The sequence below is a fragment of the Chloroflexota bacterium genome (assembly GCA_014360805.1).
Lineage (GTDB): Bacteria > Chloroflexota > Anaerolineae > DTLA01 > DTLA01 > DTLA01.
Map to the genome: position 1 here is coordinate 1 of JACIWU010000107.1, position 8,169 is coordinate 8,169.

General features: G+C 68.6%; 6 protein-coding genes. 4 read left to right on the plus strand and 2 right to left on the minus strand.

What is annotated here, in order from left to right; all coding sequences use genetic code 11:
* The first annotated feature begins 159 nt into the window (after positions 1-159).
* Positions 160-372: a PLDc_N domain-containing protein gene (locus tag H5T65_13065; GenBank protein ID MBC7260160.1), complete on the plus strand. Its 213-nt coding sequence runs from the start codon at positions 160-162 to the stop codon at positions 370-372.
* A gap of 195 nt (positions 373-567) precedes the next feature.
* On the opposite strand, the gene H5T65_13070 is transcribed toward H5T65_13065, so the two are convergent.
* Together H5T65_13070 and rsmI are read right to left on the minus strand one after the other, a co-directional pair.
* The gene (locus H5T65_13070) at positions 568-1,596 is read right to left on the minus strand and encodes a bifunctional phosphoglucose/phosphomannose isomerase (protein MBC7260161.1); all 1,029 of its coding nucleotides are present in this window, start codon (positions 1,594-1,596) and stop codon (positions 568-570) included.
* Positions 1,597-1,671: 75 nt separating this feature from the next.
* Positions 1,672-2,529: a 16S rRNA (cytidine(1402)-2'-O)-methyltransferase gene (gene rsmI / locus H5T65_13075; GenBank protein MBC7260162.1), complete on the minus strand. Its 858-nt coding sequence runs from the start codon at positions 2,527-2,529 to the stop codon at positions 1,672-1,674.
* 203 nt (positions 2,530-2,732) lie between these two features.
* On the opposite strand from rsmI, the gene H5T65_13080 reads away from it, so the two are divergent.
* The 3 genes from H5T65_13080 to H5T65_13090 all read left to right on the plus strand — a co-directional run bounded on the left by H5T65_13080 (position 2,733) and on the right by H5T65_13090 (position 8,043).
* Positions 2,733-3,347, plus strand: coding sequence for a hypothetical protein (locus H5T65_13080; protein MBC7260163.1), 615 nt, complete (start codon positions 2,733-2,735; stop codon positions 3,345-3,347).
* Positions 3,348-3,370: 23 nt separating this feature from the next.
* Positions 3,371-5,293, plus strand: coding sequence for a hypothetical protein (locus H5T65_13085; protein MBC7260164.1), 1,923 nt, complete (start codon positions 3,371-3,373; stop codon positions 5,291-5,293).
* A gap of 299 nt (positions 5,294-5,592) precedes the next feature.
* The gene (locus H5T65_13090) at positions 5,593-8,043 is read left to right on the plus strand and encodes a GAF domain-containing protein (GenBank protein MBC7260165.1); all 2,451 of its coding nucleotides are present in this window, start codon (positions 5,593-5,595) and stop codon (positions 8,041-8,043) included.
* The last annotated feature ends 126 nt before the right edge of the window (positions 8,044-8,169 follow it).

Consider the following 8,169-nt stretch of genomic DNA (forward strand, 5'->3'; position numbering starts at 1 on the left):
CGACGCACCTTCAAGGTGCGTCGCTCTTGGTTTGCCCCGCCTCGCCCCAATCCAAGCCAAACCTTAAAATTCGCTCGGGCTACTTGACGCGGGGGGGGGTATGCTATGATATATAAGTAGGAAATGCTCGCAGGAACAGGGCATGGCGAGGAGTATGAAATGCCGCAGATAACTTTCACCGAGTTGGCAATTCTGCTTCTTCTGGCTGTAAACACGGCCTTTTGGGTCTGGATGCTGGTAGAGGCAGTCACTCGGGAGACAGATGCTCGGCAAAGGGCATTGTGGAGTGTCGTTATTGTCTTGGGGCAGGGGTTGGGGGCTCTAGCCTACTTCGTTGCCAGACGGCCGCTGACTACAAAAACAAGGACCTAGGTCTCAGCCACAAGTACGTTTTACCATTATGGGAGGTTACAGTAATGGGTACAAGGAATCTGTCTTCGGCGGTGATGCGGGTGGTTGGGCTGGTCTTGGCAATGGTGCTGCTACTCTCGTTCACAACCCAGAGCGCGGCACGGTTCCCTTCCTGACAACGCCTCATCAGTTCCCTGATGTTTCTTGTTGCTGGCACTATCCCAGCCGACGCTTGACGTGGCCGATGCTCGCAATCCTCGTCGGGTCCTCGCCGTTCAGCAGCGCCAGGTAGTAACTCACCCAGTCGCCGAAGTGGACCAGGCTCAGCACTTCGGCCAGGCGGCTTTGCCCCCTGGGGCGCACCGCTTCCCACGCGATGCCGTTTCGGTCCAGCACCTCGCCCACGATGTCGCAGCGGAGCGCGTTGCGCGGGTGGTAGCGGTCAGACCGAAGGATGAACACGGTAAGCGGCGCGCCCACGCCCTCTGGATGGCCAAACCCCTCCACGGCATTGTGGCACAGTTCTGGCAGAATGGCGTGGCCCGCGAAGTTCTTGGCGTTCTCGTTGAACTGGCCCTGCCATCGCGTGGCGACAGGCCCCAGGTGCTCGGCCCCGTAGGTGAGGGGGACGCGCCCGTGGAGCCGCGCGGCCAACTGCTTGGCGGCGTTCCTCTTGGCGGGGACGTGCGGGGCCAGTTCCGCGCCCCAACCCTCTACGACGGCGGCCGCCTCGGCCACCTCGGCGCTCTTGTCGCCCACCCAGCCCAACTTCTGCGCGATGCCCAGGAGCGGGATCAGGGAGTATCCCAGCGCGGCGCGGGGCTGGCCCTTGAACGGGATGGCGTACATGGGCGCGCCCCACTCCTTCGCCAGGCGCGCCAGTTCCCCGCCCGACGTGAGGGCGATGATGCGCGCGCCGCGCTGGCGAGCCTGGTGCGCCGCCGAGAGCGTCTCCTCGGTGTTGCCCGAGTACGAGGACGCGATGACCAGCGTCCGGTCGTCCACGAAGGCGGGCAGGTCGTAGTCGCGGCATACGATCAGGGGCACGGGGCACTCGTCGGCGAGGATGCCCGCCAGGAGCGCCCCGCCGATGGCCGACCCGCCCATGCCGGCGATGAGGGCGTTCTCGGCCAGGGCGTAGTCGGGCGGGAGAGCCAGGCCCTGTACGGCCTCCCACGCCTCGCGGCAGTGGCGGGGCAGGCCGGCGATGGCCTCGCCCATGCCCGAGGGGTCCAACTTTCTCATTGCGTCCAAATCGTCCAGTGGGTTCACTTTGCCTCCAGGCGTCAAGATGGTGAGCGCGAATCGGTGTCTTTTCGCCTATTCGCGTTCGTTCGCGGGTGTTTCCAGCGCCAGGCGGTACACGGCGCGTTTGGGCCAGCCGGAGCGGGCGGCCACGTCCGACGCGGCATCGCGGGCGCTCCAGCCCTCGGCCAGGCGCTGGGCCAGCGCGGCGCGCACCTGCGCCTCGCTCCACGCCTGCGGTTCGGCCGCGCCGCCGATGACCAGCGTGAACTCGCCGCGCGGCGCGTGGCCGGTGAAGTGCGCCAGGGCTTCGGATACCGTCCCGCGCCAGATTTCCTCGTGCACCTTCGTCAGTTCGCGGGCGATGGCCATGGGCCGGTCGCCCAGGGTGGTCAGGATGTCGCCCAGGGCGTCCAGCAGCCGGTGCGGCGCTTCGTACAGGATTAGGGTGCGGCGCTCGCCCCGCAGCGATTCCAACGCCTTCCGTCGCTCCCCAGCCTTCCTGGGCAGGAAGCCGACGTACACGAAGGCGTCGGTGGGCAGGCCCGATGCGGCCAGCGCGGCGACGATGGCCGACGGCCCGGGCACGGGCACGACGGGGAAGCCGCGCTCCAGCGCCGCCCGCACCAACTCGTAGCCCGGGTCCGAGATGCCCGGCATGCCCGCGTCCGACACCAGCGCCACGTCGCCCGCCTCCAGCGCCGCCAGGATGGCGTCCAGTTTGGCGAGTTTGTTGTGCTCAAAGTAACTGGTGGTGGGCGTGTGGATGTCGTAGCGGGCCAGGAGTTTGCGGGTGTGGCGGGTGTCCTCGGCGGCGATGAGCGACACGTCGCGCAAGACGCGCAGCGCCCGCAGGGTGATGTCTTCCAGGTTGCCGATGGGTGTCGCCACCAGGTACAGCGTGCCCAAAACGCCCTCCTTGTGCGCCCGCATTAGAGCGCCTGCATTATAGTCCGGCGGGGGCGGTGTGTCCATTTCGCGGGGAGCGCGGCCATGCGGCGATTCACCCCATCCGCGTAGAGCAAATTGCCAATTTGCTTTACGTCCCCTGCCCGCGGCCAGGGGCGCGCCTGCCCTTATCAACGCGGGCCGCGCGTGCTACAACAAGGCCGACGACCTGCAACGGGAGGTTCGCCATGTCTTTCGCCAACCGCAGCGATTTTCTCGCCGCCATCGCCCGCGACCTGGGCGATCCCGACGGCAACGTGTGGACGCCCGACGACCTGGCCCGCCACCTGGATCACGCGCTGGCGGACCTGGCCGACGCCGTGGGCGCGGCGGGTTCGGTAGATGTGCCCGCCACCGGCGCGGATACCTACGACCTGTCCGACTACCCCGAAATCCGAGAACTCCTGGCGGTGGAGTGCCCGCCGGACGAGCAGCCGCCGACCTACCTGCGCTTCCACGTTTGGGGCGCGACGCTGCGCCTGCTGGACGAAGCGCCGCCGTCGGGCCAGACCCTGCGCCTGCACTACCGCGGCGCGTTCACCGTGGACGAGGAAGGCTCGGACGTTCCTGCCGACCTCGCGGAACTGGCTGTACTGGGCGCGCGGGCCTATGCGCTGCTCCAGCAGGCGTCTCGCACGGCCGGCACGGTGAACGTGGACGGGTGGGTCTCTCGCCGCTACGAACTCCAGGCCGCGCCGCTGCTTGCGCGATTCCGCGACGCCCTGGCCGACCTGCGCCAGAGCCGCGAGAATCCGCCATTCTGCGCGGGCCAGACCCCCGCGTGGTACGAAGGAAGCGAGTAGCCGCGGCTTGCCGGAGGTGTGCGATGATTGCCATGACCGACACGCTGCGCGCTGCCGTCAAATCGGCCGGGCGGCTGCCCTTTGCCCGCCTGTCCGTCCGCGATCGTGCGCTCCGCTGGTCGGCGCTGCACGGCGACGGCGACGAGAGCACTTACCAAACGGCGCTGGCGGTGGCGGGGGGCGGCGCATGGGTGAGGGCGCGGCTGGGCGCGGGCGGGGCATTCCAGGTGCAGCGCATCGCCGACCCCGCCGACCCAGACGGCTGGGATTCGTGGGAGACGCTGCTTTCGGCGGGCGCGAGCGGCGACGTCGCTATCGCCGCCGAAGGCGACTGGGTGCGCGCGTTCTGCATCGTCTCCGAAAGCGGGGTGTGGCGCGTCAAGGTTTGGACGTCGGCGGATGGGGGCGGTTCGTGGGCCGGGCCGGCCACTGCCGCCGAGTCGTCCTCGGCCATCACCAGCGTGGCGAGTCCCGCGCCCGACGCCGTCGCCTGGATCGCGGGCGGCATCCTGCGCCTGTCGCTGTGGGATGGCGAAGCGTGGGGCCAGGTTGCGGCGTGGAGCGCCGGCCCGGTGTCGGCCGATTACGGCATCGCATCGGCCCGCCGCGCCGGCGTGTACGCCTTCCTTCAGGCCGGCCTCCTGGCCGATGGCGCGTACCTCCGCGCCGTATCCTGGGATGGGGAGACCTGGTCCGAGCCGCGCGTGGTGGCGCCCACGGGCATCCCATCGGATACGCTCGTCCCGCGCTGGCCGTCGCTGGCGTGGATCGGCGACCGCTACGTGGCGGCGTACCTGGACACCTTCGCGGGCTGCCTCACGTATCAGACCCCCACCGTGCGCTTCTCGTGGGATTTTGATCACTGGTCGTATCCCTGCGCGCTCCACCTCAACTCCGACGGGCCAACGCGGGCCAACGTCGCGGCAGGGGAGGGGAAGGCTTTCGCCGCGATGGAGAAGTCGGCGGCGGAGGCACCGCTGGGGCGCGCGCTGGAGGGGTTCGCGGGCATTCTGCGGGCCGATCGGACGGAAGCCGAGGGGTACGGCGCGTTGCGGCTCCTCCTACACGACAACGGCGAAATGGCGGACGCGCCGCTCCTGCCTTACGCCGAGGCCGCGCTCACGCTGGGTTATCGCACCGCCGCGGGCCTGGAAGGCGCGGAGACGGCGCCGATGTACATCGCCGACGTGCAGCGCGCACGGGGCGAGTCGCGCCCAGGCGTGGAGTACGTCGTCCGCGCCCGCGATGGCTGGGGACTGCTGGCCGAATGGCAGGCGCTGACGACGGAGGCGTGGGATGACGTGTCGCTGGAGTGGATGCTGGGGGAACTTCTGATGCGGGCGGCGGGGCTGCGCCTGCGCACCGACGACGCCCCGGCTTGGCAGATGGCGCTGGAACGCTTCGCCGTTCCGCGGGGCGGGCGCGGCGATGCAGCCGTTCGGCAATTGCTTCGGCACGCGGGGGCGCGCGCCCGCTGGGATGCCGATGGCGCGCTCTATGCGTTCGTCGCGGCGGCCCAGCCCTGGGGCGTGGACTGGGTCTTTGACGCCGAGGTGCGGCGCGCGCGGCATGGCGTGGCGTCGGCGGGGGTGAGCCTGGCGCGGGTGGCGGGGTTGTATCCGGCCATGGGCCAGGCGCAGGATGCGCGGCTGTCGCAGGCGCAGGGCCGCACCCTGGGCGCGGCGGTGGCCGACGGCTATCTGACGACGGCGGCCCAATGCGCGGAGGCCGCGGCTGCCCTAGTGGCGCGGGGAGCCGCCCGCGCGCTGCGGGGCACGCTCACCACGGCCATCGTCCCCGGCCTGCAGGCGCTGGATCGGGTTACGGTGGACGACCCGGCCCTGGGTCTGGAGGCGGCGACGCGGCGCGTGGTGTCGGTGCGCACGGTGTGCGACGCCCTGCGCGGCGTGTGGGAGCAGACGGTTGAGGTGGAGGGGTTGCCGTAGGGCGTGGGAGTGGTGGTAACCCCTCACCCTAGCCCTCTCCCCGCAAAGCGGGGCGAGGGAATCCATGGCGGCTAGGGATAGCCGCCCTACTTTTCTGCACGGGGGCGAGGGGAATTGGCGGGCCCATTCGCACAATAGGCGCATGGCGCGACATCCGTTGTCGCGTAGGTGTGCTACGCTGATGGTGATGACAGACTAGGATGGTTGGGGGAATGTACGGACGTGTTCCGCAACGTGCAACGCTTGACATGCGTTATGACTCAGTGTATCATGTATATGCTAGTGAGGAGGCTAGCCCAGTGGATGCTTTAACGCGCATCACCCTGGAGATTGCTGCGGACCTCCTGCAACCCATGCCGCCGAGCCAGGTCCAAGCCACCGTCCTGGCGCGCTTAGATGCGGCGGGTTTCGGCGCGGTCTGCCTGCGCGTGGGCGCAGAAGGCTTGCGTTGGGCGTGCGATGGGGTGCACCTGGCCCCTGGCGTCCTGGCCGAACTGACGCGCCGCAATCGCAATCTGGTGGGCGGCTGGCTGAGCGCGCCACTGGAGGAGGAGTCCCCGTTTGCCGCTGCGTTGGGTTCGCTGATGCCTGGCATCTTGGGCGTGGACGAGCAGGGCGAGGCCCGTGGTCAGGCCCTGTTGGAGGCGCTGGGGGCGCGGGGCCCTGTGGTGTACGCGCCGGTGGCGCACAACGGCCGCGCGCTGGGCCTGCTGCTCATCTGGGGCGAGGTCCTCACGCCCGACTGCGTTCCCACGGCCGAGCGCCTGGGGCGAATGCTGGGGGCCGCCATCGCCCGCGCCGACGCCCCGCCTGGTGCCATGACCATGACCGCGACATTCCAGGAGGCGCTCCATGTGCTGCAGGCGGTGATCGCCACCCTCAGCGTCAGCCAGCCGCTGGAGCAGGCGCTGGCGACGATCCGCGACACGATGCCCAAACTCATGCCCGGCTGGCTCCCGCCCCTGTTCGCGGTGCGCGACTTTGAGGCTGGCCAATGGGTATGGCGGCCGTTTCTCCCGAACTGGGCCGCGCAGACGTTGCAGGAACGAACCGGCGTGTCGCTGGACCGCATCACTGCGCCCGTGGGGGCATCCCCGATTTGGCCCATCCTGTCCCAGGGGCAGGCCATCTTCACGCAAGACCCCGCGGAATTGGTGGGGCACATGATAGCGCCTGAAGAGGCGCGGGCCATGCAGCGGGCATTGGGAATCCGCTGCACCTCGGCCATACCGCTGTACCGAGACGGCGAGGTGCTGGGGCTGATGTTAGCCTTTTCGGGGCGCGAGGCGTGGAGCCAGGAGGAGAAGGACCTGCTACAGGCGTGCGCGGTCAACATCGCCCTAGCCTTGCAGAACACCCGACTCTACGAGCGGCAGCAGCGCATGTTGAGCCGCATCAGGTCCATGCTGGATCGCGCCGAGCGTCTGCTTCTGCCTGCGCCTGCACCCCAGCGGTTTCGGGCCATCGTGGACGAGGCCGTTGAACTCCTCAACGCCGACGCAGGGGCCTTGTACGCGGCCCGGCCAGATGGCTCCCTTGAGGCCGTGGCTTACCGCGGGGTCTCCGACCGTTATGTGCGGATGGTGTGTGAGAACTATGCAAATCTGCGCATCCGCCAGGTGATGGAACTGTGCATGCCGGCCCGCATCCCCGACATGACCGACGACCCGCACATCACCGGGCCTGTGCTCCAAGCCGTGGTGGAGGAAGGGCTTCGTTCCATGATCGCTCTGCCCCTGGCGGCTCATGGCATCCTCCGCGGTGTACTGGTTTTGTACCGCAGGCGCCCTACGCCGTTCTCCGAGGAAGCGATGCTGGCGGCCCATGCTTATGCGGTGCTGGGCGCCGTGAGTTACGAGACCCTCGTCCAGAGGGCGCGCGCCGAGCGTCAGGTGGCGCGGTTGGCCGCCCTGGCGCAGATCATGCGAGACGTGGCCCTGCCGCCCGATCCCGACAGGCCGGTGTTCCATACGGCGCTGGAGCACGCCTGTCGCCTAACCGAGTCCCAGCACGCGAAATTGTACCTGTGGGATGCCGCTCGCAACGCGCTGGTGGAGCAGGCGGGGATCACCGACGGACAGCGCGCCGACCAGGGGTTCGTCCTCAAGGCGGGCGAGGGGTTGGCGGGGAGCGCCTTTGCCCAGGGGCGCGCGATATTCGTCGGCGACTATATGTCGTGGAGCGGCCGCCTGCAAATCGTTAGCAATCCTTCCATCGGGCCATCGCTGGGCGTGCCCATCCGCCTGGGCGAGGAGGTCATCGGCGCCCTGGTGCTTGGGCGGTCATTTCCGGCCCTTGCTTACGATGATGAGGATGCGGAGATGGCCGAGATGCTGGCCGACGAGGTGGCCGTGTACGTCGCCAAGATGCGTATGGAGCAGGAACGCGACCGCCAGCGGGCCTTCGCCCAGCGAATCCTGGACGCCATGCGCACTATTGTCCTTGTGCTGGATCCGGAGACGATGCTCGTAACGCATGTGAACCGGTATGTGCTGGAGAAGACCGGCTGGAGCCGCGAGGAGGTCATCGGCAAGCCGTGGGTGGATACGTTTGTGCCCGCGACATGGCGCGACAGGGTGAAGGAAGTGGCGCGCCGATTGCGAGAGCAGAAGGGCGGGTATCGCTTCGCCAACCCGATTCTGACCAAGGATGGGCGCGAACTGTTCGTGGAATGGCATAACACCGTGGTGCGCGACGAGGAGGGCAAGGCGTTGTACCTGGTCGCCAGCGGTGTCATTGCGGGCGATTAGGGTCGGGGGCCGCGGGGTGCGCGGCATGCCCGCCCGACGCTGAAGCATCGGGCTGAAGGGGCGAAGCCCTGCGGGCTATTCCCAGCCCCGAAGGGGCTTGGTTCGCTCAGCGCGGGGGTTTAGCCC